Origin of the sequence: Microbispora sp. H10885 (assembly GCF_014161415.1) — a bacterium.
Lineage (GTDB): Bacteria > Actinomycetota > Actinomycetes > Streptosporangiales > Streptosporangiaceae > Microbispora > Microbispora triticiradicis.
This window is the reverse complement of record NZ_JABBWY010000007.1, coordinates 19,148-43,137: the sequence shown is the minus strand read 5'-3', so window position 1 is coordinate 43,137 and position 23,990 is coordinate 19,148. Positions and strand designations below refer to the sequence as shown.

Annotated in this window: 21 protein-coding genes; 10 read left to right on the top strand and 11 right to left on the bottom strand. The window is 73.5% G+C overall.

Annotated elements, in window-relative coordinates; genetic code table 11:
* Positions 1–181: 181 nt before the first annotated feature.
* The gene (locus tag HHX37_RS19255; protein ID WP_182886295.1) at positions 182–2,788 is read left to right on the top strand and encodes a helix-turn-helix transcriptional regulator; all 2,607 of its coding nucleotides are present in this window, start codon (positions 182–184) and stop codon (positions 2,786–2,788) included.
* A 71-nt stretch (positions 2,789–2,859) separates the two neighbouring features.
* Here HHX37_RS19255 and HHX37_RS19250 read toward each other — a convergent pair whose 3' ends face one another.
* Entirely contained in the window at positions 2,860–3,720 is an 861-nt protein-coding gene (locus tag HHX37_RS19250; protein ID WP_182886294.1) for an SDR family NAD(P)-dependent oxidoreductase, read from the bottom strand.
* A gap of 182 nt (positions 3,721–3,902) precedes the next feature.
* Here HHX37_RS19250 and HHX37_RS19245 point away from each other — a divergent pair, with 182 nt between their 5' ends.
* The 4 genes from HHX37_RS19245 to HHX37_RS19230 all read left to right on the top strand — a co-directional run bounded on the left by HHX37_RS19245 (position 3,903) and on the right by HHX37_RS19230 (position 7,450).
* A complete protein-coding gene (locus HHX37_RS19245; protein ID WP_117409828.1) occupies positions 3,903–4,766 on the top strand; it encodes a helix-turn-helix transcriptional regulator in 864 nt (287 codons plus the stop codon).
* Positions 4,767–4,814: 48 nt separating this feature from the next.
* Positions 4,815–6,134: an alkyl sulfatase dimerization domain-containing protein gene (locus tag HHX37_RS19240; RefSeq protein WP_182879427.1), complete on the top strand. Its 1,320-nt coding sequence runs from the start codon at positions 4,815–4,817 to the stop codon at positions 6,132–6,134.
* Between the two features lie 87 nt (positions 6,135–6,221).
* Entirely contained in the window at positions 6,222–7,046 is an 825-nt protein-coding gene (locus tag HHX37_RS19235; protein WP_182874876.1) for a HipA family kinase, read from the top strand.
* A complete protein-coding gene (locus HHX37_RS19230) occupies positions 7,043–7,450 on the top strand; it encodes a DUF3037 domain-containing protein (RefSeq protein ID WP_117409831.1) in 408 nt (135 codons plus the stop codon). Before HHX37_RS19235 ends, HHX37_RS19230 begins: the two co-directional genes overlap by 4 nt.
* Here HHX37_RS19230 and HHX37_RS19225 read toward each other — a convergent pair.
* From HHX37_RS19225 to ispG, 3 genes are all read right to left on the bottom strand, one after another.
* A complete protein-coding gene (locus HHX37_RS19225) occupies positions 7,431–8,273 on the bottom strand; it encodes a GNAT family N-acetyltransferase (RefSeq protein WP_117409836.1) in 843 nt (280 codons plus the stop codon). The two genes, HHX37_RS19230 and HHX37_RS19225, sit on opposite strands and share 20 nt — an antisense overlap.
* A 57-nt stretch (positions 8,274–8,330) precedes the next feature.
* On the bottom strand, positions 8,331–10,112 hold the full coding sequence (locus HHX37_RS19220; RefSeq protein ID WP_310740447.1) for an alpha/beta hydrolase: 1,782 nt from the start codon (positions 10,110–10,112) through the stop codon (positions 8,331–8,333).
* Positions 10,113–10,243: 131 nt separating this feature from the next.
* The gene (ispG, locus tag HHX37_RS19215) at positions 10,244–11,410 is read right to left on the bottom strand and encodes a flavodoxin-dependent (E)-4-hydroxy-3-methylbut-2-enyl-diphosphate synthase (protein ID WP_182879428.1); all 1,167 of its coding nucleotides are present in this window, start codon (positions 11,408–11,410) and stop codon (positions 10,244–10,246) included.
* A 371-nt stretch (positions 11,411–11,781) separates the two neighbouring features.
* Between ispG and HHX37_RS19210 the strand changes: the two genes are divergently transcribed.
* Entirely contained in the window at positions 11,782–12,900 is a 1,119-nt protein-coding gene (locus HHX37_RS19210) for a lytic polysaccharide monooxygenase auxiliary activity family 9 protein (RefSeq protein WP_310737936.1), read from the top strand.
* Positions 12,901–12,972: 72 nt separating this feature from the next.
* On the opposite strand, the gene dxr is transcribed toward HHX37_RS19210, so the two are convergent.
* Positions 12,973–14,160: a 1-deoxy-D-xylulose-5-phosphate reductoisomerase gene (dxr, locus tag HHX37_RS19205; protein ID WP_182879429.1), complete on the bottom strand. Its 1,188-nt coding sequence runs from the start codon at positions 14,158–14,160 to the stop codon at positions 12,973–12,975.
* 199 nt (positions 14,161–14,359) lie between these two features.
* Here dxr and HHX37_RS19200 point away from each other — a divergent pair, with 199 nt between their 5' ends.
* A complete protein-coding gene (locus HHX37_RS19200; RefSeq protein ID WP_259406596.1) occupies positions 14,360–15,496 on the top strand; it encodes a trypsin-like serine peptidase in 1,137 nt (378 codons plus the stop codon).
* Between the two features lie 156 nt (positions 15,497–15,652).
* Positions 15,653–16,606, top strand: a complete 954-nt coding sequence (locus tag HHX37_RS19195) for a hypothetical protein (RefSeq protein WP_310740446.1) — start codon at positions 15,653–15,655, stop codon at positions 16,604–16,606.
* Positions 16,607–16,630: 24 nt separating this feature from the next.
* On the opposite strand, the gene ppk2 is transcribed toward HHX37_RS19195, so the two are convergent.
* The 4 genes from ppk2 to HHX37_RS19175 form a co-directional block, all read right to left on the bottom strand.
* On the bottom strand, positions 16,631–17,569 hold the full coding sequence (ppk2, locus tag HHX37_RS19190) for a polyphosphate kinase 2 (RefSeq protein ID WP_111701458.1): 939 nt from the start codon (positions 17,567–17,569) through the stop codon (positions 16,631–16,633).
* A gap of 12 nt (positions 17,570–17,581) precedes the next feature.
* Positions 17,582–17,830 carry a hypothetical protein gene (locus tag HHX37_RS19185; protein WP_182874878.1) on the bottom strand — a complete coding sequence of 83 codons (249 nt, stop codon included), beginning with the start codon at positions 17,828–17,830 and terminating at the stop codon, positions 17,582–17,584.
* Positions 17,827–18,984, bottom strand: coding sequence for an inorganic phosphate transporter (locus HHX37_RS19180; RefSeq protein WP_182879432.1), 1,158 nt, complete (start codon positions 18,982–18,984; stop codon positions 17,827–17,829). The genes HHX37_RS19185 and HHX37_RS19180 overlap by 4 nt, the downstream gene beginning before the upstream one ends.
* Before the next feature lie 61 nt (positions 18,985–19,045).
* Positions 19,046–20,065, bottom strand: a complete 1,020-nt coding sequence (locus HHX37_RS19175; protein WP_182886293.1) for an aldo/keto reductase — start codon at positions 20,063–20,065, stop codon at positions 19,046–19,048.
* A 115-nt stretch (positions 20,066–20,180) separates the two neighbouring features.
* Between HHX37_RS19175 and HHX37_RS19170 the strand changes: the two genes are divergently transcribed.
* Positions 20,181–20,747: a TetR/AcrR family transcriptional regulator gene (locus HHX37_RS19170; protein ID WP_182886292.1), complete on the top strand. Its 567-nt coding sequence runs from the start codon at positions 20,181–20,183 to the stop codon at positions 20,745–20,747.
* 10 nt (positions 20,748–20,757) lie between these two features.
* Here the strand turns inward: HHX37_RS19170 and HHX37_RS19165 are convergent, their stop codons facing one another.
* Positions 20,758–21,864 carry a sensor histidine kinase gene (locus HHX37_RS19165; RefSeq protein WP_182886291.1) on the bottom strand — a complete coding sequence of 369 codons (1,107 nt, stop codon included), beginning with the start codon at positions 21,862–21,864 and terminating at the stop codon, positions 20,758–20,760.
* The gene (locus HHX37_RS19160; protein ID WP_182886290.1) at positions 21,861–22,514 is read right to left on the bottom strand and encodes a response regulator transcription factor; all 654 of its coding nucleotides are present in this window, start codon (positions 22,512–22,514) and stop codon (positions 21,861–21,863) included. Before HHX37_RS19160 ends, HHX37_RS19165 begins: the two co-directional genes overlap by 4 nt.
* Before the next feature lie 86 nt (positions 22,515–22,600).
* Here HHX37_RS19160 and HHX37_RS19155 point away from each other — a divergent pair, with 86 nt between their 5' ends.
* Positions 22,601–23,929 (top strand): S41 family peptidase, encoded by a 1,329-nt coding sequence (locus HHX37_RS19155; RefSeq protein WP_182886289.1) that lies wholly within the window; start codon positions 22,601–22,603, stop codon positions 23,927–23,929.
* Positions 23,930–23,990 lie beyond the last annotated feature (61 nt).

Here is a 23,990-nt window from a genome sequence, read left to right as displayed (position 1 = left end):
GAACGCACCCCCGCAGGTGATCGGGCAGACTCCGCCGCCGCCGTCGCGGCGTTCGAATTCTGATATCCATATCCCCTTGCGATCACCGCCGGGGCGCGTCACATTTCGTGTGAACGTTCAACCTTTATGCCGCGTCCTAGGAACACCAGCGGACCCGATGTGAAGGGGGTGACGGCCAGCCGTGGACGTACCGGCCGTCGGGGAGGGCCGCGCGGGCGCGCTCGGCCAGGTGGTCTCGGCCCTGTCGAGCACCCCCCGGACCGTCCTCATCGTCGGCGAGCCCGGAATCGGGAAGACCCGCCTGCTCGGCGAGGCGGCGGCGCGGCTGGAGGGCTTCCGCGTGCTGCGCGGCCGGGCGCGGGAACTGGACGGCGGACGGGCCTACGCTCCCCTGGTCGACGCCCTGGGCTCGCTGCGCGGCGAGGTGGCCGGTGTCCTGTCCGACCTGCTGGAGGCGATCGACGAGGCGGCGCTCGGGGAGCCCGCCGCCGCGCCCGGCGCGATGGCCGCCCGGCTCCTGGAGTCGCTGCCCGGCCCCACTCTCCTCGCCATCGACGACATCCACCTCGCCGACGCCGACACGCTGAGCGTGCTGCGGGCGCTGCCGCACCGGCACGACTCCGTCGCCATCCTCGGCGCCGCGCGGCATCCGCCCGCTCTCGACGTGGACCTGTCCGTACGGCTCCAGCCGCTGACCATGCCCGAGGTGGCGGAACTGGTCACCACGCTGCTCGGCCGTACGCCGAGCGACGCCGTCCTGCGGCGGATCCACGCGGTGAGCCGGGGCAACCCGTGGTTCGCGCAGGAGGCGGTGCTGACGCTGGTGCAGGGCGGCGCGGTGCGCTCGGCGGACCCGGGGGCCCGGCGCGGCGCGATCCTCAGCCGGCTGTTCCAGCGCGACCGGGGCGGCCGCGACCTCGCCCGCGTGCTGGCCGCGCTGTCGCGGACCAGGGAGGCCGCCGACCTGGCGGCGCTCGCCGAGCTGGCCGGGCTGCGCCCGGAGCAGGCCGAACGCGCCTTCGAGGCCCTGGTGCGGGACGGCGTGGTCGCCCGGAGCGGCGACGGCTACGCCCTGGCCCACCCGCTGGTCGCCGAGGCGCTGTACGACGACCTCGGCCCCGCGGGGCGGCGGGACGTGCACCGCCGCATCGCCGACATGCTCGAAGGCGACGGGCTGACCGGCACCCGGCGCGTGCTGGAGTGGGCCACGCACATGGCCGAGGCCGGCCCGCCCGCGCGGGCCCTGCCGGCGGTGCTGCGGGCGGCCGACCTGACCCGCTGGACCGCGCCGCTGTCGGCCGCGCACTGGTACGGCAAGGCCGCCGAGCTGTCCCCCGAGCCGGGCGAGCTGCTGGCCAGGCAGGCCCTGGCCTACTGGAAGGGCTCGCGGCCCGCGCTGGCGCTCAACTCGGCCCAGCGTGCCCTCGCCGTGCTGCCCGCCGGGCGGCGCCGCACCCAGGCCGCGTACACCGCCGTCGGCGCGGCGCACGCCATGGGGTGGTACGAGGTGGCGCTCGACGTGGCCCGCCGCCAGATCCCGAAGGCCGACGACGCCTCGGCGCTGCTCGCCCAGCAGGCGCTGGTCAGCGCGGAACTGGGCCGCCCCAGCCGCGACATCGCCCGCCGCGCCTGGGAGAGCGTCGCCGACTGCCCTCCGCAGGACCGGGCGATCGCGGTGGGCTGCCTGGCGATCCACGCGCTGGTGCGGGGCGACTGGGCCGAGACCCGGCGGGCGGTCGACGAGCTGCTCGCCTTCGCCGCCGCGCTGCCGCCCGGCGCCCGCCTCGCGTCCCTGGAGTCGGCGGCGCACGTGCTGGCGGCGGCCGGGCAGCGTGCCCGCGCCGCCGAGGTGCTGGAGCAGGCCGAGCAGATCCACCGCGGGCTCGGCTGGCACGACATCGCCGGGCAGCACGTGCGGACCGTCGCGGTCATCCGGCGGCTCGGCGGCGACTGGGACCGCGCGCTCCAGGAGATCGCGGTCGCGGCCCGGGGGCTGGCCGAGGCGGGCCTGCTGGAGAACCTCGCCCTGCTGCGCAACATGGAGATCGACATCCTGCTCGACCAGGGCAGGCTGGAGGAGGCCGAGCGGGTCCTCGCCGAGCCGCCGCCCGGCTGCGCCATGCAGGACGGCCTGCGCTGCACGTTCCGCGCGCGCCTCGCGCACGCCCGGGGCGACCTCGCCGCGGCGCGGCGCGAGCTCGGCCGGGCGCTCGCCTGCGACGTGCCGGACGTGGTGCACCGGGCCCTCGCCGTACAGGTGTTCATCACGGGATCGGCGGGTGACGACGCGGCCTGCCGGGCGGCGGCCGCCCGGCTGGACGAGCGGTCGGCGAACGGCAGCCCCCGGACCCTGCTGGCCGCCGACCTTGCGGTGGGCTGGGCTTTCCGCAAGCCCGCCCGGGCCGGCGCGGCGCTGGAGCGGGCCCGGGCCGACGGCCTGCCGTTCGAGGAGGCCCGCGCCCGGCTGATCCTCGGCGCGCTGGGCGACCCGGCGCAGCTCCCCCGCGCCCACACCATCTTCACCCGGCTCGGCGCGGCTCCCTGGGCGGAGATGTCCGGGCGCCGCCTGCGGGAGGCCGGGATGGTCCCCGAACCCGAGGGCCGCCTCACCCCGGGCGAGCGCCGCGTCATCGAACTGGTCGCGGGCGGCCTGAGCAACCCCGAGATCGCCGAGGAGCTGCACTACAGCCGCAAGACGGTGGAGGTGTACCTCACCCGGGTCTACGCCAAGACCGGGCTGCGGTCCCGCGTGGAGCTCGCCCTGGCCGTCGCGCGCGGCGAGCTGTGACCGTCCTTCGACCACGGGCGTGTCCCCGGCGGCTGGACGACGCCGGCGAGATGCCGCACACCCGGCCGTGATCAGGCGGCGGGGAAGTCGGTGGCGGGCGCGCTGAGAGCGGTGGCCTCGACGTTCGCCCGCAGGGCCTCGACCTTGGCCACGGCGTAGGAGTGGGCGTCCGAACCGAGCAACTGCCGCAGCGGGCCTTCCCCGGCCAGGACCCGCCCGATGATCGCGCGGGCGCCCATGACCGGGTCGCCGAGCTGGCTGCCCTGGAGCTTCAGGTGATCGAGGATCATCTCGCGGATGGCCGGGTAGTGCGCGGTCGTCTCCGCGGGCAGGACGAGGCTGTCCGCGGTGAGGAAATCGGTGCGGAAGTAGCCGGGCTCGACGATGGTGACCTCGACGCCGAACTCCGCCACCTCGGCGGCGAGCGCCTCACTCAACCCCTCCAGCGCGAACTTCCCGGCGCAGTAGAGGGCCCAGCCCGGGACGGCGGTCAGGCCCAGGATCGAGGACACGTTGACGATATGGCCACCTCGTTGCCCGCGGAGGATCGGCAGGGCGGCACGCAGCACGTTCCACACGCCCACGACCTGGACGTCGAGCATGTCGCGGACCTCGCGGTCCCCGGTCTCCTCCACCGCGGCCAGGAATCCGTAGCCCGCGTTGTTGACGACGACGTCCAGGCCGCCGAAGCGTCCGGTGGTCTCCCGGACCGCCCGGCTGACCGCCTCCTCGTCACGCAGGTCGACGGTGAGCGGGAGAAGGCGCGACATCTCGATCCCGCCGCCGAGTGCGGCGAGCAGCCGCTCCGGCGACCGCGTCGTCGCGGCGACCTGGTCTCCGCGCTCCAGTATCTGCCTGACCAGTTCGAGGCCGAGGCCGCGGGAGGTGCCGGTCACGAACCACGTGGCAGGCCGGTCTGCTGGGAAGCTCATGGTGATCCTCTCGAATGTCGCGAGTGGCGCCGGCCGGGAGGCCCCCAGGACCGGCACAGCACCAGCTTCCTTCGCCGCGACCCGCCGTGGACGTCCATATCGCGCCCTGCGCAACCGCGCACCGGGCAACCTAGGACGCACCGGACCACCCAGGAACGCGCGGCAGCGTGGACACTGGATCCGTGGCCGGAACCAACCGTGAGCTCGCCGACTTCCTCAGACGCGCCCGTGGCCAGGTCGACCCCTCGCGGGCGGGCCTGCCCCCCGACGGCCGCGTGCGACGCGTCCCGGGCCTGCGCCGCGAGGAAGTCGCTCTCCTGGCCGGAGTCTCGACCGACTACTACGCACGCCTCGAACAGGGCCGGCGCATCGTCCCCTCGACGACCGTCGTCGAGGCCATCGGCCGTGCTCTAGGGCTCGACGACGCCGGACGCGCGCATCTGCACGACCTCATGGGGATGACCGCGGCCCCCGTCCGGCGCCGAACTCGCGGCGTCCAGCGCGTGCGCCCCGGGCTCTACCAGCTCCTCGACGCCCTCGACGGCGAGCCCGCCCTCGTCCTCGGCCGCCGCACCGACGTGCTCGCCGCCAACGCGATGGGGAAAGCGCTGTTCACGGACTTCGACCGGATGCCGCCGAGGCGGCGCAACTACGCGCGATGGATGTTCCTCGACGACGCCCGATCGCTGTTCGTGGACTGGGAGGTCCAGGCACGCGCCGTGGTCGAGAGCCTGCGGCTCGACGCGGGCCGCGACCCGGACGACCAGGCCACCGTCGCGCTCATCGCCGACCTGCGCGAGCACAGCCGTGAGTTCGCCCACTGGTGGGAGCAGCACCGCGTCCACCAGCGCACCCACGGCTCCAAACGCCTGCGGCACCCTCTCGTCGGCGAGCTGACGGTCGAGTACGAGACCCTCTCCCTGCCCGGAGACCCGGAGACGACGCTCTTCGTCTACACTGCCGAACCCGGCTCGTCCTCGAAACGCGCCCTGGACCTTCTCGCGAGCTGGACCGCCGAGACCCTGGCGGTTCGCCGCGGACATTAGGGATCTCCCTACTGGGCGTCGCGCGCGCGGAGGGCCAGGCTCGGGAGCATGGAGTCACCGATCCTTCGGTTCGCCGACGCGGTCTGGCGTGGTTCGGTGCGTCCCGAGGACGTGCCCGTCTCCGATCTGCGCCGGGACGGGGTGCAGGAGATCGCCTACGGCGTCGCGATGTGGCCCGCGTGCGGGAACGTCTACGTGGTCCGGGGCGAGGACGGGCTGGCTCTCTTCGACACGGGCGACGCCCACGAGGCGTCGCCGTCCTACCGAGCGATCAGGAAGTGGTCGGCCGAGCCGCTCAAGTACGCGATCTTCTCGCGGGGCAGGGCCGACCGGCTGGCGGGCCTGGAGGAGTTCGACGCGGAACCCGGCCCGCGGCCGCTGGTGGTGGCGCAGGAGGGACTGGTGCGCCGGCTCACCCAGCAGGGCAGGACGGCCGGCTACAACGCCACCGTCGACCTGCGCGAGCAGGGGTTCCCGCGGGTGGTCTGGCCGCTGCCGCACCGGCTGCCCGACCTGACCTACCGCGACCGGCTGTCGCTGTCGCTGGGCGACGTCACGTTCATGCTCACCCACGCCCACGGCGCCACGGACGACGCCACCTGGGCGTTCCTGCCGGAGCGCGGGGTGCTGCTGACCGGGGACCTGTTCGGCTGGACGGTGCCGGGCGCGGGCGACCCGCAGCGGGTCCAGGGCTACCCCGACGAGTGGGCCGTGGCCCTCCGCGCCATGGCCGCGCTCGACGCGGACCTGCTCCTCCCCGGCCGGGGCCTGCCGATCTGCGGCGCCGCCCGGGTGCGCCGGGCGCTCGCCGACACCGCCGACTACCTCGACAGCCTGGTGGAGCAGACGCTCGACCTGATGAACTCCGGCGCCCGGCTGGACGAGATCCTGCACGAGGTCAAGCCGCCGCCCGCGCTCGCCGCCCGCGTCTACCTGCAGGAGCACCACGACGAGCCCGAGTTCATCGTGCGCAACATCTGGCGGCTGCACGGCGGCTGGCACGACGGCAACCCGGCCAACCTCAAGCCCGCGCCGGACGCGGTGTTCGCCCGCGCGGTCGCCGAACTGTCCGCGGGCGCGGCGTCGGTCGCGGGGCGTGCCGTCTCCGCTGCGGCCGACGGCGACCTGCGCCTCGCCTGCCAGCTCGCCGAGCTCGCCGCGCAGGCCGAGCCCGACGACCACCAGGTCCACGAGATCAGGGCCCTCGTGTACGCGCTCCGAGTGCAGCAGGAGCCCGGAACCATCGCCCGCGGCGTCTACGCCTGGGCCGCCGCCGAGTCACGCAGCAAGATCACCGGCCTGGACCTCCTCGACGTCTACCACGACGTCACCGAGGGCCGGGTGTGGTGGCTGCCGGTCGCCAACTGAGGCCGGCACCGACGACGTCGTCCGTCACGACGGCCGGCGGGCGCCTGGAGGGGAGCGCCCGCCGGCCCTGCCGGTAATCTTCCTGTCGTGCTCGAACAGATCACGGCGACGCGGTACGTCGCGCCGCTGCGCGAGGGCGGCTCGCTGCCCGGCGTCGTCGAGGCCGACGACCTCGGCACCTACGTCGTGAAGTTCCGCGGCGCGGGCCAGGGCAGGCGGGTGCTCGTCGCCGAGATCGTCTGCGCCGAGCTCGCCCGGCGGCTGGGCTTCGCCACGCCGGAGCTGAAGGTCGTCGACGTCGATCCCCAGCTCGGCGCCCGTGAGCCCGACGAGGAGATCCAGGACCTGCTCACCGCGAGCGCCGGGCACAACCTCGCGATCGACTTCCTGCCCGGCGCGCTGGGCTTCGACCCGCTCGCCTGGCAGCCCGACGCCGGGTTCGCCTCCCGGGTGCTGTGGTTCGACGCGTTCGTGCACAACGTGGACCGGAGCTGGCGCAACCCCAACCTGCTGGTGTGGCACGGCGGGGTGTGGCTGATCGACCACGGCGCGGCCCTGTGGTTCCACCACAACTGGCCGACGGCCGACCCCCGCCGCCGGTTCGACGGCCGCGACCACGTGCTCGCGCCGTTCGCGACCCGGCTCGGCGAGGCCGACGCCGACCTCGCCGGGCGCGTCACCCGAGAGCTGCTCGACGAGGTGACCGCGCTGGTGCCGGACGAGTGGCTGGAGGACGAGCCGGGCTTCGCGGACGCGGAGGCCGTACGGCGGGCCTACACCGAGCACCTGCTCGCCCGGGTCGCCGGGCCGCGTGACTGGCTGCCGGACCCGGGCGAAGCCCCCGCCCCGCGCGGCGAGCGGGGCGCGACGATCGGCGGCTTCTGGCGGGCCGCGCGGGAGGCCGGACGATGAGCGGGCGGGACGTCTACGAGTACGCGGTGATCCGCGTGGTGCCGAGCGTCGAACGGGGCGAACTGGTCAACGCCGGCGTCATCCTCTACTGCCAGCCACGCGGCTATCTGTGCGCGCGGGCCGAGCTGGACGAGTCCCGGCTGCTCGCGCTGGGCGCCCCGGTGGACCTCCCCGGCGTGCGGCTGGCCCTGGCGGCGTACGAGCGGGCCTGCGGCGAGGAGGCGGGGCCGTTGTGCGGGGAGCCGCTCGGCGCCCGGTTCCGCTGGCTCACCGCGCCGCGCAGCACGGTCGTGCAGACCGGGCCGGTGCACGCCGGGCTGACCGGCGACCCGGCCGCCGAACTGGAGCACCTGCTGACCCGGCTGGTCAGGCCGCCGGCCGCGATCAGAACAGCACGGACATGAACGAGTCGACCTCCTGGAAGCCCACCTTGCGGTAGACGGCCCTGGCCGGGAGGTTGAAGTCGTTCACGTAGAGGGTGACGACCGGGGCGAAGTACTTCAGCGCCTGCTCCACCACCGCGGCCATGCCCGCCACGGCGTGGCCCCGGCCGCGCAGGTCCGGGTGGACCCACACGCCCTGGATCTGACAGGCGTGCGGCGTGACCGCGCCGATCTCCGCCTTGAAGACCACCTGGCCGTCGTCGATCCGGGCGTACGAACGCCCGATGCGGATCAGTTCGGCGACCCTCGACCGGTAGAGCGCGCCGCCGTCGCCGTTGTCCGGCGAGACGCCCACCTCCTCGGTGAACATCGCGACGCACGCGGGCAGCAGGATGCCGAACTCCTCGGGGCGGACCCGCCGTACGAGCGGGTCCGGCTCGACGGCGGGCGCGGAACCCGTGGCCATGACCGGCTGGGCCGACCGGATCGCGCGGGCGACGCCCCAGTGGGGTTCGAGCCGCTCCCAGAGTTGCCCGACGGCGGCGGCCGGGCCGACGATGGACGAGCAGCGGCGGCCCTGCCTGCGCGCCCGTTCGGCGAAGGCGTGCACGGCCTCACGGGTGGCGTTGACGGGCACCAGGTTGGCCCCCGCGTAACACAGGGAGACCAGCCCGCCGCGCGGACCGTATCCCCACATCTGGCCGCCCAGCCGCGAGGGGCTGAGGCCGACGGCCCTGACCCTGGCCGCTACGAACACGTTGGCGACCGGATCGGTGTCGAGGAGCGTCAGCACCTCGTCCCGATCACCGTCGTCGAGCACGCGCGACGCCGATGTGCGCAGCATCACGGGCCCAGCCTACGCGAAGGGTTCACGTTTGGGATGTATCGGCCCGCCCGGGCCTCACCGCCGTACGGCGGATTCGTGAGCGGCCGCGCCGGGCGCCGTCGCCATGTCCACGGGCGCCGCCCTCGGCGAGGGGTCGGCCGGGCAGCTCGCGCCGGTTCCCCGCGCGCCTCTGCGCTGCGGCGGCGCCGTCGCGTCCCGCAGGTAGGCGGCGAGGTACCGATCGACACAGGCGTTCCCGGCGAGGGACACGCCGTGGTTGCCGCCGCCCGAGGTGACCAGCCGCGCGGTCGGGAACCGGCGGCGCATCCGCAGCGCCCCTTCGTACGGCGTGGCGGCGTCCCGCTGGGCCTGGATCAGCAGGATCGGTGGCAGCTGCGCGGTGCCCACCTTGACCGGCGTGCCGCCCTTCTCCGGCCAGAAGGCGCACGGCGCGTTGTAGACGGCGTTGGGCCAGGCCATGAACGGCGCCTCCGCGTGCAGCCGCCGCGTGTCGTCGTGCCAGCGGGCCCAGGACCGCGGCCAGGGCGTGTCGCGGCACTCCACCCCGAGGTAGACGGCGTAGGCGTTCTCCTTCTCCGCGTCGATCTCGGCCTCGCTGTGGAAGAGCCGCACCAGGATCGAGGGGTCGCCCCGGTGGACGTAGGCCGAGAAGGCGGCGGCGAGGTACGGCCAGAGCCGGTCGGTGTAGGCGCCGTTGGAGAACACGTCGTCGAGCTCGCTCGGGCCGACGACGCCGCCCGCAGGGCGGTCCCGCAGGCGGGCGCGCAGGGCGTACCAGGCGTAGGAGACCGCGGCCTGGCTCGCGCCCAGCCGGTAGACGTCGTCGTGCCCGGCCAGCCAGGCGAGGAAGTCGCGGTGGCGCCGGTCGAAGCTGCGGTCCTGGGCGATGTTGGCGTCGTACCAGTCGACATCGGGGTCGACGACGCTGTCCAGCACGAGCCGTCGCACCCGCCGGGGGAACAGGGTGGCGTAGACGGCGCCCAGATAGGTGCCGTACGAGTAGCCCAGGTAACTGATCCTGTCCTCGCCGAGGGCCGCCCGGATCGCGTCCATGTCCCGCGCGTTGTTCTCGGTGGTCAGGTAGGGCAGGAACCAGGCCCAGCGGTTGCCGCAGCCCTCGGCGTACTGCCGGGCCCGGCCCGCCAGCACCTGCTCGTCGGCGTCGTCGCGCGGCACGTTGTCGGGGCGGGGCGCGGCGAAGAAGCGCGCCGGGTCGACGCACGACAGCGCGGGCCTGCTGGGGGCCACCCCGCGCGGGGCGAAGCCGACGACGTCGAACCGCGCGGCGACGTCCGCGGGCAGCCGGGCCGCCACGTACCCGGCCAGGCTCAGGCCTTCGCCGCCCGGCCCGCCCGGGTTGACCAGCAGCACGCCGAGGTGGTTGCCGTCGCGGGAGACCGTGCCCCGGATGCGGTTGAGCGCCAGCGAGATCCGCTGGCCGTACGGCTCGGAGTAGTCGAGCGGGACGTCGAGCGTGGCGCACTCCTGCACGGGCTCCCGCCGCGCGCCCCCTCGTGACGCGTCGCGCGACGTCCGGGAGGCGGCGGAGTCCAGCAGGCCGCCGGAGGACGTCTCGCCGAGGGCGTCCTGGGAGGGGCAGGGCCGCCACTCCAGGGGCCGCTGCGGCGGCCCCCAGCGGCCGGCCCAGTGGTCGGCTCTGTGGTCGGCTCTGTGGTCGGGCCGGTGCTCGGCTCCGTGCCCGGCTCGGTGCTCGCCCCCCTGCTCGCCCCACGGCCGCTCCCGCGGCGTCGCGCCCTGGGCCGCCGCCCCTCCCGGTACGGCGAGCCCGGCGACCAGAGCCGCCACTCCCGCGACCACACCAACGACCCGCTTCACCGGCAACGCTCCTCTGCTCCTGTACGGCAGAGGCAAGCCTCGCGGTGTGATCGCGGCGCTACGCCCGGTACTACCCGGTCATTGCCATTGTGTAGTCAGAGTATTGCTTGTTGTAACGACTGGCCTCTTGGTCAGCGGACGACGACCTCGGGGCCACCGGCCTCGTCGTCGTCGAGGTCCACGTCGATGCCCATCTCCTCGGCCAGGCGCAGGGCCTCCTCGATCAGGGTCTCGACGATCTGCGACTCGGGCACGGTCTTGATGACCTCGCCCCTGACGAAGATCTGGCCCTTGCCGTTGCCCGAGGCGACGCCGAGGTCGGCCTCGCGGGCCTCGCCGGGTCCGTTGACCACGCAGCCCATCACGGCCACGCGCAGCGGCACTTTGAGCCCGGTCAGCCCGGCCTGGACCTGTTCGGCGAGGGTGTAGACGTCGACCTGGGCGCGTCCGCAGGACGGACAGGAGACGATCTCCAGGCCGCGCTCGCGCAGGCCCAGCGACTCCAGTATCTGGGCGCCGACCTTGACCTCCTCCACCGGGGGCGCCGACAGCGACACCCGGATGGTGTCGCCGATGCCCTCGGCCAGCAGCGCGCCGAAGGCCACCGCCGACTTGATCGTGCCCTGGAAGGCCGGCCCCGCCTCGGTCACGCCCAGGTGCAGCGGGTAGTCGCACTGCTCGGCCAGCAGCCGGTAGGCCTGGATCATCACGACGGGGTCGTTGTGCTTGACGGAGATCTTGATGTCGCGGAAGCCGTGCTCCTCGAACAGCGAGCACTCCCACAGCGCCGACTCCACCAGCGCCTCGGGGGTGGCCTTGCCGTACTTCGCCAGCAGGCGCGGGTCGAGGGACCCGGCGTTGACGCCGATCCTGATCGGCACGCCGGCGTCGGAGGCGGCGCGGGCGATCTCGCCGACCTTGTCGTCGAACTTCTTGATGTTGCCCGGGTTGACCCGCACCGCCGCGCAGCCGGCCTCGATGGCGGCGAAGACGTACTTCGGCTGGAAGTGGATGTCGGCGATGACCGGGATCTGCGACTTCCTGGCGATCGCCGGCAGCGCGTCGGCGTCGTCCTGGGACGGCACCGCGACGCGGACGATCTGGCAGCCGGCCGCGGTGAGCTCGGCGATCTGCTGGAGTGTGGCGTTGACGTCGGCGGTCAGCGTGGTGGTCATGGACTGCACCGAGACCGGCGCGTCCCCGCCGACGGGGACCGACCCGACCATGATCTGACGCGACACCCGCCGCTTCGCGATCGGCCGGGTCCGTACGGCGGGAATCCCGAGATCAACAGACATTTCTGCACCTTGTTTGATAGGCGATGCCCGATGGGGGGCCCTCCCAGTCTAAGGAGTGCCGCGAGGGCGGGTGGCCCGAAACCTTTTCACGACGAATGAAGGTTTCATGACCGGCGGCTGATGAAAACGGTCCCACCTGCACGGACGATCGACGCCGCGGCGACCGGGGTGGGCGGTGACACAAGGCCGACCTACAGTCCGAACAGCGCGAGTGCTCTCGCACCACCACCAATCAGGTCGGTTAGTCAGAGGCTGTCCCCCGGGGCCGACGTGCTCGCGCCGTCGGCGGTGCCGTGCTGCACCACGAGTGCGGCAGCCATGACCACGCGAAAGGGTAGCCCGTGGGAAGACCACGAAGAACACCATCGAAGGTGACGATCGGCGTGATCGTCGCCGCGCTGTCCGCCCTCGTCTCCGCCGTCGTCCTCAGCTCGCCCGCGAACGCGCACGGCGCCCCGATGACCCCCGGCAGCCGCACCTACCTGTGCTGGAAGGACGGCACCACCTCGAGCGGTGCCATCCAGCCGAAGAACCCGGCCTGCGCGGCCGCGGTCGCCAAGGGCGGGACCAACGCGCTGTACAACTGGTTCGCCGTGCTCCGCTCGGACGGCGCGGGCCGGATGTCCGGCTTCATCCCGGACGGGCAGCTGTGCAGCGGCGGCGCGATCGTCTACGACTTCAGCGGTTTCGACCTCGCCCGCAACGACTGGCCGGTCACCCACCTGACGTCCGGTGCGACCATCCAGTTCAAGTACAACAAGTGGGCGGCGCACCCCGGCACGTTCCGGTCGTACATCACCAAGGACTCCTGGAGCCCGACCCGCGCGCTGGCGTGGAGCGACCTCGAGTCGACGCCCTTCGACAGCGTCACCAACCCGCCGAGCGTCGGCTCTGTGGGCACCGAGGACGGCCACTACTACTGGGACGCCCGCCTGCCCTCGGGTAAGAGCGGCCGCCACATCATCTACACCGTGTGGCAGCGCTCGGACAGCAACGAGACGTTCTACAGCTGCTCCGACGTCGTCTTCGACGGCGGCAACGGCGAGGTGACGGGCGTCGGCCAGACCGGCACCAGCACCCCCACCCCGCCCGTCTCCCCGTCGGCCTCGCCCAGCATCACGCCCAAGAACTCGCCGACCCCGCCGGTGAGCCCGTCCGCGTCCCCGTCCACGTCCCCGTCGAGCGGCGGCCCCGGTGGCTGCTCGGCGACGTACAAGGTCGTCAGCTCGTGGGGCGGCGGCTTCCAGGGTGAGGTGACGGTGAAGGCCGGCTCCTCCTCCATCGGCGGCTGGACCGTCAGATGGACCCAGCCGAGCGGTGGCACGATCACCCAGGTCTGGAACGGCACGCTGAGCCAGTCCGGCGGCAACGTCAGCGTGCAGAACGTGAACTACAACGGCAGCCTCGGCGCCGGCGCCTCGACCACCTTCGGCTTCCTGGCCAACGGTACGAGCAGCGGCACCCCGTCGCTGACCTGCTCGGCGGCCTGACCCGCCCGACCGCGGCGCGGCCCGCCTGACCCGGGTCGCGCCACGGTCCCAGGGACGGTCCCAGGGACGGTCTCAGCGCGTGAGCTCGGCCGCCCGCGCCCTGGCCCAGGCGTCGGCGTCGAGAACCTCCTCGACGGACGACGCGGGGCCGGGGTCGTGGGCGGCCACCACGCGTTCCACGGTGTCCACGATGCCGGGGAACGGCAGGGCGCCCTTCAGGAACGCCTCCACGCACACCTCGTTCGCGGCGTTGTAGACCGCCGGGGCCGTGCCGCCCAGGGTGCCGACGTGCCGGGCCAGCGCGACGGCGGGGAACGCCTCGTCGTCGAGCGGCTCGAAGGTCCAGGTGGAGGCGGTGGACCAGTCGACCGGCCGGGCCGCTCCGGGCACCCGCTCGGGATAGGCCAGCGCGAGCGAGATCGGCAGCCGCATGTCGGGCGGGCTCGCCTGCGCGACCGTCGAGCCGTCCACGAACTCCACCATCGAGTGGATGATCGACTGCGGGTGGACCACCACCTCGATCCGGTCGAACCCGATGTCGAACAGCAGGTGGGCCTCGATCACCTCCAGGCCCTTGTTGACCAGGGTCGCCGAGTTCACGGTGATGACCGGGCCCATGGACCACGTCGGGTGGTTGAGCGCCATCTCGGGCGTCACGTCCGTCAGTTCGGCCCGCTTCCTGCCCCGGAACGGGCCGCCGCTCGCCGTCACGACCAGCCTCCGTACGGCCGCCGGAGCGGCTCCGCCGGGACCGGCCGCCCACAGGCACTGGGCGAGCGCGGAGTGCTCGGAGTCGACCGGGATGAGCCGCCCCGGCCCGGCCAGCCGCTTGACCAGCGGGCCGCCCACGATCAGCGACTCCTTGTTGGCCAGCGCGAGCACCCGGCCCGCCTCCAGCGCCGCGAGGGTGGAGGTGAGCCCCAGCGCCCCGGTGATGCCGTTCAGCACGACGTCGCAGGGCGACGCGGCGACCTCCGCGACCCCCTCGGGGCCCGCCAGCACGCGGGGCCGCGCCCCGGCGGCGGCGAGCGCCTCCCGCAGCGCGGGCACGGCCGCCGGGTCGGCGACGGCCACCGTCTCCGCCCCCGTCTCGGCCGCCTGCCGCGCGAGCAGGTCGGCCCGCCCGCCGCCCGCCGCGAGCGCGGTCACCCGGAACCGTCCGGACGCGTGGGCGACGACGTCGAGGGCCTGGGTGCCGATGGAGCCGGTAGAGCCCAGCACGACGACTGACCGGGGCTGCGGCGAGGATTGGGAGCTCATCCCCTCATTGTCGCCGAGACGACAACCGCGACGGCATCCGCGTCGCCCTTCCGTTCCGCCGTACGGAACAGCCGATGCGGCGGAGAAACCAGTACATCTATGCCGGAATCTGCCCATAACCGTATAGGCGGATCGTGAGAAATCCAGCCGGAGGCGTCGCTACCTTCCCGCGTCAGGACATCCCGACACGGAGGTAGGCATGCACCCCTCGGCACGACGTCTCTCGGCCCCCACTGTCACGGCCGCGGGGGCCATCGCGGGGGCCATGGTCCTCGCCGCCTTACCCGCCGTGCCCGGCGCCGCGGCGACGGCCGCGCGGACCGCCACGGCGGCCGCCGGTCCGCGGCCCGCCGTGCACGACGCGGCCGACACGGCGGCGGAGCAGCGGACGGTCCGGAAGTTCTGGACCACCGCCCGGATGGAGGCCGCCGAGCCACTGGAGGCACCCGGCACGGGCTCGCGGCACTTCGCCGCCGCGGCCTCCGCCCTTCTCGACGCGTCCGGGGCGAGCCCCGCCGCCGTCGCCCCCACGAGCGCCCCCACGAGCACCGCCGCGAGCGCCGCCGCGAGCGCGTCCACGCAGGCCGCCGCCTCGGGAGCCGCCGCGGCGGGGTCCTCGGCGTACGTCTCGTCCCGGACCTCCGGGTCGTCCTGGACGGCGGGCGGGACGATCGCGAGGACCACGGGCCGGGTGTTCTTCACGGTGACGACCGGATCGGACGCCGGCCGGAACGCCTCCTGCACCGGCACCGCCGTCACCAGCGCCAACAAGAGCGTCGTGATCACGGCGGGGCACTGCGTGAAGCTGAACGGCGCGTTCCACGCCAACTGGGTGTTCGTGCCGGGCTACGACCAGGGCGACCGGCCCGACGGCACCTGGCCCGCGACCACCCTGCTCACCACCTCCCAGTGGAACTCCGGCGAGAACATGAACTTCGACATCGCCGCCGCCGTCGTGGCGCCCCAGGGCGGCAGGAGCCTCACCGAGGTCGTCGGCGGCCAGGGCGTGGCGTTCAACCAGCCGCGCGGACGCCAGACGTACGCCTTCGGGTACCCGGCCGGCGCGCCGTACGACGGGTCGAGGCTGGTCTACTGCAGCGGGCGCACGTTCGACGACTACCTGTCCTCGGAGGACCAGGGGCTGGGCTGCGGCATGACCGGAGGCTCCAGCGGCGGCCCGTGGCTGGTCAACTTCAACCAGAGCACCGGCGGCGGCATGGTCAACTCGGTGAACAGCTTCAAGTACAACTTCGCGCCCTCCTGGATGTTCGGGCCGTACTTCGGCGCCGAGGCCGAGGCGGTCTACAACACCGCCCAGAACACGGGGCTGTCCTGATTCACGGAAAGTAGCCACGCGGGCACCGATGGTGGTCCACACTCTGGAGCCATGACTCCGAGCCTCCCCTTGCTTGCCGTCACCCTCCTCGCCGCAGGACTCGTCCACGGCCCCGGACCGGCGGTCTCGCCCGCGGACGACCCAGTGAGCCGCCCCGTGAACCACCCCGTGCCGGACCCCGTGACGGACCCCGTGACGGACGTCGTGGAACACGTGGCGGACCACGCCGCCGAGCCGTACTGGACGCCGCAGCGGATGGCGCGGGCGGCCCCGATCGGACTGCTGGCGGGCCTGCAGAAGATCACCGCCCTGCCGCCGGCCGGGCCGGTCCTCGCGCCCGGGCCGGCGCCGCGGACCGGCGTGCCGGCGACCGGCGGGACGGGCGGGACGACCAGGACGCGGCAGGCGGCGGCGATGCCCCCCGTGACCACGAGCGGCACGCACTGGGCGGCGGGCGGTTCGGTGACGAGGACCACCGGAAGGGTCTTCCTGACCATGAACGGCGTGGACTTCGTCTGCTCGGCCAGTGCCGTGCGCAGCGCGAACAGGGACGTGGTCGTCACCGCCGGGCACTGCGTCAAGGACGGCGCCGGAGCCTGGGCCGAGAACTGGACCTTCGTCCCCGGATACGACCAGGGACGTCAGCCGTACGGCGCGTTCCCGGCCCGGCGCATGTTCGTCGCGGGGCCCTGGTCACGCGCGGGAAACGACGACTACGACGTGGGGATGGTCGCCGTGGACGACCAGGACGGCCGGCACCTCACCGACGTGGTGGGCGGCCAGCCCCTGGGCTTCGACGCGCCGCAGGGCCGGCGGACCTACGGATTCGGTTTTCCCGCCGACCCCCCGTACGACGGGGAGCGCCTGCTCTACTGCGCCGGGGTGCCGCACGGCGACCCGCAGGGGCAGACCCGCGACCAGGGCCTGCGGTGCGACCTCACTGCGGGGGCCAGCGGCGGGCCCTGGCTGAGCGGCTTCGACCCCGGTTCCGGCCGCGGCACGCTGACGTCGGTGAGCAGCTTCAAGTACAGCAACGACCAGCGCACGATGTACGGCCCCTACTTCGGCTCGGCCGTACGCGACCTGTTCCGCGGCGCCGAACGGGCCTGACCGTGCGGGACGCGTGAGGACCGGTCAGAAGGGCGACAGGGGCTCGGCGTTGTCCTCGTCCACGATGTCGGCGGCGGACCGGACGATCAGGGGGTCGGGCTCGCCCACCACCGAGACGTCCTTGTCGTCGTAGTCGTAGAGGGACAGGACGTAGCGCATCGCCTCCAGGCGCCCGCGCTTCTTGTCGTTGCTCTTGATGATCGTCCAGGGAGCGTCCTCGGTGTCGGTGTTGAGGAACATGTCCTCCTTGGCCCGGGTGTACTCGTCCCACAGGTCCAGCGAGGCAATGTCCATCGGCGACAGCTTCCACTGCCGTACGGGGTCGACCTGGCGGATGATGAACCGGGTGCGCTGCTCGGCCCTGGAGACGGAGAACCACAGCTTGACCAGGCGGATTCCGTCGCGCACGAGCATCCGCTCGAACAGCGGCGTCTGGTACATGAACTCCATGTACTCCTCGGGGGAGCAGAAGCCCATGACCCGCTCGACCCCGGCCCGGTTGTACCAGGACCGGTCGAACAGCACCATCTCCCCCGCGGCCGGGAGGTGGGAGACGTACCGCTGGAAGTACCACTGGCCGCGCTCGCGCTCGCTGGGCTTCTCCAGCGCCACCACGGTCGCGCCCCTGGGGTTGAGGTGCTCCATGAACCGCTTGATCGTGCCGCCCTTGCCGGCGGCGTCCCGTCCCTCGAAGAGGATGACCAGGCGCCCGCCGGTGTCCTTCAGCCAGTACTGCAGCTTCAGCAGCTCGATCTGCAGCAGCCGCTTCTGCCGGTCGTAGTCCTGCCGGGAGATGCGGTGGTCGTACGGGTAGTGCTCGCGCCAGGTGTCCACCGGCCCGCCGTCGGCGCGGACGAGGACGGGATCGTCGTCATCGTCGTCCAGCACCTTCAGTCCCGGCGTGCGCCGCAGCAACTCGACGCCGTCCGGGTGATCCTTCGCGACCTGCGACGCTTCCGGCATCTCCGACCCCGCTCACTTGGTCAGCATTACGTATAGGCCGAGCAACGCCCCGGCCAGGACGAGGCCGAAGCAGGCGACGGCGACGACCGTTCCGGCCGCCCGCGCCGCGGACGTCCCGCTGCCCCGATCAGGGGCGTCGTACACCCGACCGGCGGCGAGAGCCGCGAGACCGAGGGCGTAGACGGCGACCAGCCCGGCGCCGCCCAGCAGCCCGGCGAGCAGCACCTTCCACAGCACGGCGAAGTCGATGTACTGGCTCATCCGACCGGCTCCTTCACGGGGACGAGACGCCCGGTCCACTCGGCGTTGACGTTGGCGTGGGTCACCGGCTCGCGCCGGGCGGCGAGGTAGAGACCGCCGGCCAGCAGCAGCATCACGGCGAACACGACGGCCGCGCCGCCGGTTCCGCCGATGGCGTCGGCGCCCAGCCACGCCGCCGCGCCCACGAGCGCGGCGGCCGGGAGCGTGACCAGCCAGGCCACGACCATGCGGCCGGCGAGGCCCCACCGCACCTCGCCGCGCTCCCCGGCGAGCCGCCTGCCGAGCCCCGCGCCGACCACCGAGCCGCCGGTCACGTGGGTCGTCGAGAGCGGAAGCCCGAAGTGGGTCGCGGCGAAGATGATCGCCGCCGAGGAGCCCTCCGCCGCGAATCCCTGCGGCGGCCCGATCTCGGTGAGGCCCTTGCCCAGCGTACGGATCACTCTCCAGCCGCCGGTGTAGGTGCCCAGGGCGATCGTCACCGCGCACGCGAGGATGACCCAGAACGGCGTGCCCGCGTCCGGCGCGATCGCGTGGTCGGCGACGAGGGCCAGCGTGATGACTCCCATCGTCTTCTGGGCGTCGTTGGTGCCGTGGGCGAGCGACACCAGGGACGCCGAGCAGAGCTGGCCGACGCGGAAGCCACGCTCCCGGACGCCCCCGGGCGTCCCCCGGGTGATCCGATGGACGAGGAAGGCGCCGGCCGTCGCCACGAGGGCCGCGAAGACCGGTGCGAGGACGGCGGGGATCAGCACCTTCGACACGATCGCGGCGCCCTTGACGGCGGAGGCGCCCACCGCGATGAGCGTCGCCCCCGCCACGCCGCCGATCAGCGCGTGCGACGAACTGGAGGGGATGCCGAAGTACCAGGTCACGAGGTTCCAGGCCAGGCCGCCCACGAGACCGGCGAAGACGACGGTCAGCGTGATCGCGCCGCTGTCGACGATGCCGGTCGCGATCGTGGCGGCCACCTTGAGCGACAGGAACGCGCCGGCGAAGTTGAGCACGGCGGACAGTGCGACGGCCGCGCGCGGCGGCAGCGCACCGGTGGCGATGGACGTCGCCATCGCGTTGGCGGTGTCGTGGAAGCCGTTCGTGAAGTCGAACGCGAGCGCCGTGACGACGACGACGGCGAGAAGCGCTGTGTTGGCGTCCATGGCCCTCTACTGCACCCGTGGAGCCGCGCCAATCCCTTCGCCGCCGATGTTTTCGCGACGTTCACTCCCCGGCCCGCGTCCCGTCGACGGGTGCGGTGCGGGCGGGCCGGGAGGCTTCGTCGAGGCGGGCGGCGACCTCCGGCGGCAGGTCGAGGTCGAGCCCGGCGAGGTTGTCGCGCAGCTGGTCCAGGGTGCGGGGCCCGACGACGACCGAGGTGACCCCCGGCCGCCGGCGCACCCAGGCCAGCGCCACCGCCGCCGGTGTGGCGCCCAGTCCGGCGGCCGCCTCGGCGACGTGCTCGGCGACCACGAGGTTGGGCTCGTTGAGCAGGCCGTCCGCCCAGGCGCGGGCCATGGGCATCGGCGACGCCCTGAGCCGGGCCATCCGGGTGCCGGGTCCGGGGGCCTCGCCCCGCCGGTAGCGGCCCGCCAGCACGCCGCCGCCGAGAGGCGACCAGACCAGCGTGCCGAGGCCGTGCCGCCGGCAGACGGGCAGGATCTCCGACTCGATGCTCCGGGCCAGCAGGGAGTACTGCGGCTGGAGGGACACGAACGGCGTGCCGCCCGCCCGCTCCGCCGCCCACTGCGACTCCACGATCTGCGCCGCCGTGAAGTTGGAGCAGCCGATGTAACGCACCTTGCCCGAACGCACGAACCCGTCCAGGGTCGCCATGGTCTCCTCGATCGGAGTGGAGTCGTCCCACTGGTGGCACTGGTAGAGGTCCACGTGGTCGGTGCCGAGGCGGCGCAGGCTGCCCTCCAGCGCCCGGGTCAGGTGGGCCCGGGACAGCCCGCGGTCGTTGGGCCCGGGCCCCTGCGGCAGGAACGCCTTGGTGGCCAGCACGACGGACTCGCGCCTGCCCCGGACGGCCCGTCCGACGACGCGCTCGGACTCGCCGCCGTTGTAGGCGTCGGCGGTGTCGATGACGTTCCCGCCCGCCTCCAGGAAGGCGTCGACGATCCGGGCGGCCTCCGTCTCATCGCAGCCGCCGGACGAGCCGGGTTGCGTGCTGAAGTTCATCGTGCCGAGGCACGCCGTGGAGACCTTGAGCCCCGAACGACCGAGTTGTGTGTGCCGCACTGCGCTCCCCTTGTTCCCGAGAACCGGAACCGGCGTTCCGATTATGTCGCGGCAACATACGGAACTAATGTTCCGGTTGTCAACGCGGCATCGGGCCGCACAGGCGAGGAGGACGATGACCGGCGACGCCAGACCGCTGCGCGCCGACGCGCGGCGCAACCGGGCCCGGATCCTGGAGGCGGCCGAGACCGTCCTGGCCCGCGACGGGACGTCCGCGTCCATGCGCGCGGTCGCCCATGAGGCGCGGGTGGGGCTCGGGACGATCTACCGGCACTTCCCCGACCAGGAGGCCCTCTACCACGCGGTGATCGTCGAGGGCGTGCTGCGGCTCCTGGCGGAGGCGGAGACGCTGCCGGCCGACGCGGGCGAGGCGTTCTTCGGGTTCCTCAGGCGCGTCGTCGCCGGCGCGCGGCGGAGGAGGACCCCGGCCGACCTGCTGACCGCTGCCGGGGCCGATCCCAAGGCGGGGACGGCGGAGGCCGCCCGCGGCATGCGGAACGTGATCGAGCGGCTGCTGCTGGCCGCGCAGGAGTCGGGCGCGGTGCGGTCCGACCTCCGCATGCCCGAGCTCCTGGCCCTGCTGTCCGCGGCGTGCCTGGCGGCCGAGCGCGACCAGTGGAGCGACGACCTGCTCGGCCGGGCGCTCGCCCTCCTCTTCGACGGCCTGCGCCCCCGCGGCTAGGTCCCCGCGGCTAGGTCCCTGCGCGGGGGTCCCGCGCGAACGCCACCGAGACCTCCAGGCCGCCTGCGGGGCCCGGTCGCGCCCGTACGGCGGCTCCGTGCGCGCGGGCGATGGACGCGACGATCGACAGCCCCAGCCCCGCGCCCTGCTCCCGGGTGGTGTGCAGCCGGCGGAACGGCTCGAAGAGATCGTGGAACCGCTCCTTCGGCACCTCCGGGCCCGTGTTGCGGACCGTCAGCACGCCGTCGGCGAGGGTCACGTCCACGGCCCCGCCGGAATGGTTGTAGCGCAGCGCGTTGTCGACGAGGTTGGTCACCAGCCGGTTCAGCAGGACCGGATCCCCCCGCAGGACGAAGGGGGCGATCCGCGAGGTCACCGTCACGCCCGCCGGCCCCCGCCCGTTCTCGCCCGCGTCGGCCAGGGCGAACCGTACGATCTCGCCGAGCGCCACCGGGCTCCGCTCGCGCAGGCCGTGCCCGGCCTGCGCGAGGGCGAGGAGGGCGTCGATGAGGTGCTCCATGCGACGGTTGTGGAGCAGCAGCTTGGCGCGGATCTCCCCGACGTCCTCGGGCAGGCCGACCTCGATCGCCGTCCGCTGCACGGCCAGCGGAGTGCGCAGTTCGTGGGACGCGTTCGCGATGAACCGGCGCTGCCCCTCGACGGAGCGCTCCAGCCGGTCGAGCATGGCGTCGAACGTGTCGGCCAGTTCCTTCAGCTCGTCCTTCGGCCCGGTGAGGGCGATCCGCTCGTGGAGGGTGGACAGCGACAGCCGCTGCGCGGTGGCGGTGATCCGGTGGAGCGGCCGCAGGACGCGCCCCGCGACCACCCATCCCACCACCACGGACACCAGGGTCAGGACCCCGATCGTCAGCGCGCTCACGTCCCACTGGTAGTGGATGACGTCCCGCACCAGCTCGGACAGCGGCGGCGGCGGTTCCGGCTCGCCCAGGCGCGGGGCCGGAGCCGGACGCGGCCGCTCGGGCGGCAGCGGGAACCGCGCGATCCGCGTGTCCAGCGCCTGCCGCATCAGCGTGTTGACGATGATCAGCAGCACGACGGAGGTGAACAGGAACAGCCCGGAGTAGACCAGCGTGAGCCGTACCCGGACCGTCGTCACAAGACGTAGCCGGCGCCGGGGATGGTCTGGATGCAGGGCGGGTCGCCCAGCTTCGCCCGCAGACGGCTGACCACGACCCTGACCACGGTCGTGAACGGATCGACGTTCTCGTCCCACGCCTCCTCCAGCAGCCGTTCGGCGCTCACCACCGCGCCCTCCGCCCGCAGCAGGGTCTCCAGGACGGCGAACTCCTTGAGCGACAGATGCAGGTGCCGCCCGTCCCGGGACGCCTGGATGCGGTGCGTGTCGAGCGTGATCCCGTGCCGCGTCAGCACCGGCGGCACCTGCGACCTGCTGCGCCGCCCCAGCGCCCGCACCCGCGCGACCAGCTCGGCGAAGTCGAACGGCTTGGGCAGGTAGTCGTCGGCGCCCATGCCGAGGCCCGCGACCCGGTCCGGCACCGACGCCGCCGCCGTCATCATGAGGATCCGGGTGCGGCTCCCACGTGCCACCAGTTCCCGGCACACGAGGTCGCCGTGCAGTTCGGGCAGGTCGCGGTCCAGCACGAGGACGTCGTAGTCGCTCACCGCCAGCCGCTCGGCCGCGCCCGCCCCGTCGTAGACCACGTCGACCGCCATGGCGTGGCGGCGCAGCCCCGTCGCCACGAGATCGGCGAGATCGCGTTCGTCCTCCGCCACCAGAACCCGCATGGGGTCTTCGTACCGCAGGAGGGGTAACAGCGGCGTTAACGATCTCGTTCACGGTCCTGAAACCCACTCCCGGCCACGCTGACGGCATGATCAGAACGTTCTGCTCCGCCGTCCTGCTGACGGCCTGTGCCCTGGCCCCGGGGTCGTCCCCCGCGACCGCCGCCGACGGCGGACGCTGCGCCACTCCGTCCGGACCCCCGCCCGCGTCCTCGTCGCCGACGACGGTGAACACGCTCCGGCAGGCGTACGAGTGCGTGCTGGACAACTACTACAGCGGGCCCGTGCTGGACTCGAAGATCCTGCTGCGGGACGCCCTCGCCGCGTACACCCAGGACCTGGTCCGGCGGGGGGCGGACGCGCCGGGCCTCCGCCTGCCCGCCCTGACCGGGGACCGCGACGCCGACTGGGCCGCCGTCGCGGAGGTGCTCGGCACCGGGGACACCCGAGCCCTGCCGGCCGCGATCACCGGCATGGTCGCCGGACTGCACGACAACCACGCCCGGGTGGAGAGGATCACTCCCCCGTCGGAGGACGGACCGGTGGGGACCGGCATCGCCGGCCTGTCGGCCGCGCAGGGCGGGCGGCTGGACCCGGCCGCCCGGCCGCCGCTGTTCATCACCCGCGTCCTGCCCGGCAGCCCGGCGGAGAGGGCCGGCATCCGGCCCGGCGACATCATCGAGAAGGTCGACGGCATACCGGCGTTCATCGGGGACAGGGTGAACCAGAGCCTCGTCGACACGTTCGCCTCCAGCACCGTGCGCCTCACGCTGAAGCGGCCCACGACGGGACGCGTCCGGACCGTGAAGCTCACGGAGGGTCCCGTCGAGGAGCAGAAGCGGGCGGTGACCTCGAAGACGCTCCCCGGCGGCGTCACCTACGTCAAGGTGCCCGGGTTCTTCCAGGGCGCGGCCGACCAGGTCGTCGCCGCGTTGAAGAACACGCCGAAGGGGGCGGTCCTCGACCTCCGCGGCAACGGCGGCGGGTCGCCGCGCGAGGTGACGCGGCTGCTCGGCGCGTTCGCCCACGGCAGGGTGACCAGCTACTTCTGCCCGCTGAAGGGTGACTGCACGGCCAACCGCACCGACGACTCCGTCCCGCTGCTCGGGCTGCGCCTGGTCGTGCTCACCGACCGCGCGTGCGCCTCGGCCTGCGAGGACTTCAGCGGGGCCGTGAAGGACAACGGCCTGGGCACCCTCGTCGGAACCCGCACCGCGGGGGTCGTCTCCGGCCCGTCCGAGCCGTACCTGCTCGACGACGGCAGTGTGCTGCTGCTGCCCAAGGTCCGGCACCTCGGGCCGGCCCGGGAGATCATCGACACCGTCGGTGTCCCCGTCGACCACTACGCCCCCATGACGGCCCTCGACCTGGCCAAGGGCCGTGACCCCGGCCTCGCCAAGGCGCTGAGTCTTCTCTGAGGCCGCCGGGTCTCCCACGACGAGGGGCCCGGGGGGACGGTGGTCCCCCCGGGCCCCTCGG

Excerpts from the sequence above, each read along its gene's own strand:
- HHX37_RS19200 (WP_259406596.1), top strand. The coding sequence starts at position 14,360 with ATGCACCCCTCGGCACGACGTCTCTCGGCCCCCACTGTCACGGCCGCG.
- dxr (WP_182879429.1), bottom strand. The coding sequence starts at position 14,160 with ATGAGCTCCCAATCCTCGCCGCAGCCCCGGTCAGTCGTCGTGCTGGGC.
- ispG (WP_182879428.1), bottom strand. The coding sequence starts at position 11,410 with ATGTCTGTTGATCTCGGGATTCCCGCCGTACGGACCCGGCCGATCGCG.
- HHX37_RS19160 (WP_182886290.1), bottom strand. The coding sequence starts at position 22,514 with ATGCGGGTTCTGGTGGCGGAGGACGAACGCGATCTCGCCGATCTCGTG.
- HHX37_RS19225 (WP_117409836.1), bottom strand. The coding sequence starts at position 8,273 with ATGCTGCGCACATCGGCGTCGCGCGTGCTCGACGACGGTGATCGGGAC.
- HHX37_RS19240 (WP_182879427.1), top strand. The coding sequence starts at position 4,815 with ATGGAGTCACCGATCCTTCGGTTCGCCGACGCGGTCTGGCGTGGTTCG.
- HHX37_RS19185 (WP_182874878.1), bottom strand. The coding sequence starts at position 17,830 with ATGAGCCAGTACATCGACTTCGCCGTGCTGTGGAAGGTGCTGCTCGCC.
- HHX37_RS19230 (WP_117409831.1), top strand. The coding sequence starts at position 7,043 with ATGAGCGGGCGGGACGTCTACGAGTACGCGGTGATCCGCGTGGTGCCG.
- HHX37_RS19170 (WP_182886292.1), top strand. The coding sequence starts at position 20,181 with ATGACCGGCGACGCCAGACCGCTGCGCGCCGACGCGCGGCGCAACCGG.
- HHX37_RS19155 (WP_182886289.1), top strand. The coding sequence starts at position 22,601 with ATGATCAGAACGTTCTGCTCCGCCGTCCTGCTGACGGCCTGTGCCCTG.
- HHX37_RS19250 (WP_182886294.1), bottom strand. The coding sequence starts at position 3,720 with ATGAGCTTCCCAGCAGACCGGCCTGCCACGTGGTTCGTGACCGGCACC.
- HHX37_RS19180 (WP_182879432.1), bottom strand. The coding sequence starts at position 18,984 with ATGGACGCCAACACAGCGCTTCTCGCCGTCGTCGTCGTCACGGCGCTC.
- ppk2 (WP_111701458.1), bottom strand. The coding sequence starts at position 17,569 with ATGCCGGAAGCGTCGCAGGTCGCGAAGGATCACCCGGACGGCGTCGAG.